Origin of the sequence: uncultured Campylobacter sp. (assembly GCF_938045535.1) — a bacterium.
Taxonomy (GTDB): Bacteria; Campylobacterota; Campylobacteria; order Campylobacterales; family Campylobacteraceae; genus Campylobacter_B.
The window spans coordinates 1-1,084 of record NZ_CALIMQ010000201.1 but is presented as its reverse complement, the minus strand read 5'-3'; the positions used below and the strand labels follow the sequence as shown (position 1 = coordinate 1,084).

The window sequence follows — 1,084 nt, the reverse complement described above, 5'->3', positions numbered from 1 at the left end:
ATCTATTTCTTTTTAAATTTAGCCTACGTCGATCGCGGTTTTAGCGCGGCGGAGCGGCGCACGATCTCGCAGATCTGCGACGGATTGGGCATTGCAGAGCATATCCAAAGCCAGATTTTCGCGACCTTTGAGCGCAGCTTTTACGGCACATATTACGAAAACGGCGGCTCGCAAAGCAGCTCCGCTTACGACGAATACGACGGCTATAGCACAAGAAGCGGCGGGTACTGGGACAAATACGGCGGCAGAAGCACTGGCGGCTACGGAAGCAGCAGTTATGGCGGCGGTACGGGCTACGGCTATGGCGGCACGACGGGTTCGGGCTACGGAGGCTCGCAAAGTTCGGGCGGTTCATACGGCGGGTATTCGAGTGGATATGGCGGCTATTCGGGCGGCTCGCAAGGCTCCGCCAAAAGCAAAAGAGATCCGTATGAAATTTTGGGGCTCTCCAAGGACGCTACGTTTAACGAGATCAAGAAAAAATATCGCGAGCTCGTGAAAAAATACCATCCCGACATTCTGATGGGCAAGGGCGCGGACGAGGAGATCATCCAAGAGGGCACGAAGAAGCTTCAGGAGATCAACGAGGCGTATAAAATTTTAAAGGAGCGCTTCGGCGAGAAGTAGGGCGAAATTTTAAAATTTGAGGGCGCAAAACGCCTTGAAATTTTGAGGTAGGGCTCGCGATACGGCGACAAGGTGCGGCGAAAGATTAGAATTTAAGGAGAGATAAATGAGAAATTTTATAATTTTTGCCGTTTTGGCGGCACTACTTGGGGGATGCGGGATATTGCGCCCCGCTAAGAGCGACAAGGAGTTTAAATTTTACGACGGCAACAAAACCGTGATCTATAAATTTGCGGGCGAGGATCTGTATGAAAATGGCAGAAATTTAGGCGCGTATTCTATGGATAGGGGCGAGCTTAGGACGCTTGTGCTCGATGAAGCGGGTAAGTCTTACGGCAATAACTACAAGTCTGCGCTGAATGCCAAGCGGATGAAATTTTATCTTTTTAACGACGAAAGGGCAATGGTATTTAGCATTTGGCACAAAGATGGGATTTGCAGCGTCTATAATGCAGGC

The 1,084-nt window shown here is 50.1% G+C and carries 2 protein-coding genes; both read left to right on the top strand.

Annotation, left to right across the window (positions count from 1 at the left end; all coding sequences use genetic code 11):
* On the top strand, positions 1-627 hold a 627-nt coding region (locus tag Q0095_RS06165; RefSeq protein ID WP_297882352.1), incomplete at its 5' end, for a J domain-containing protein.
* A gap of 106 nt (positions 628-733) precedes the next feature.
* On the top strand, positions 734-1,084 hold a 351-nt coding region (locus Q0095_RS06160), incomplete at its 3' end, for a hypothetical protein (protein WP_297882350.1).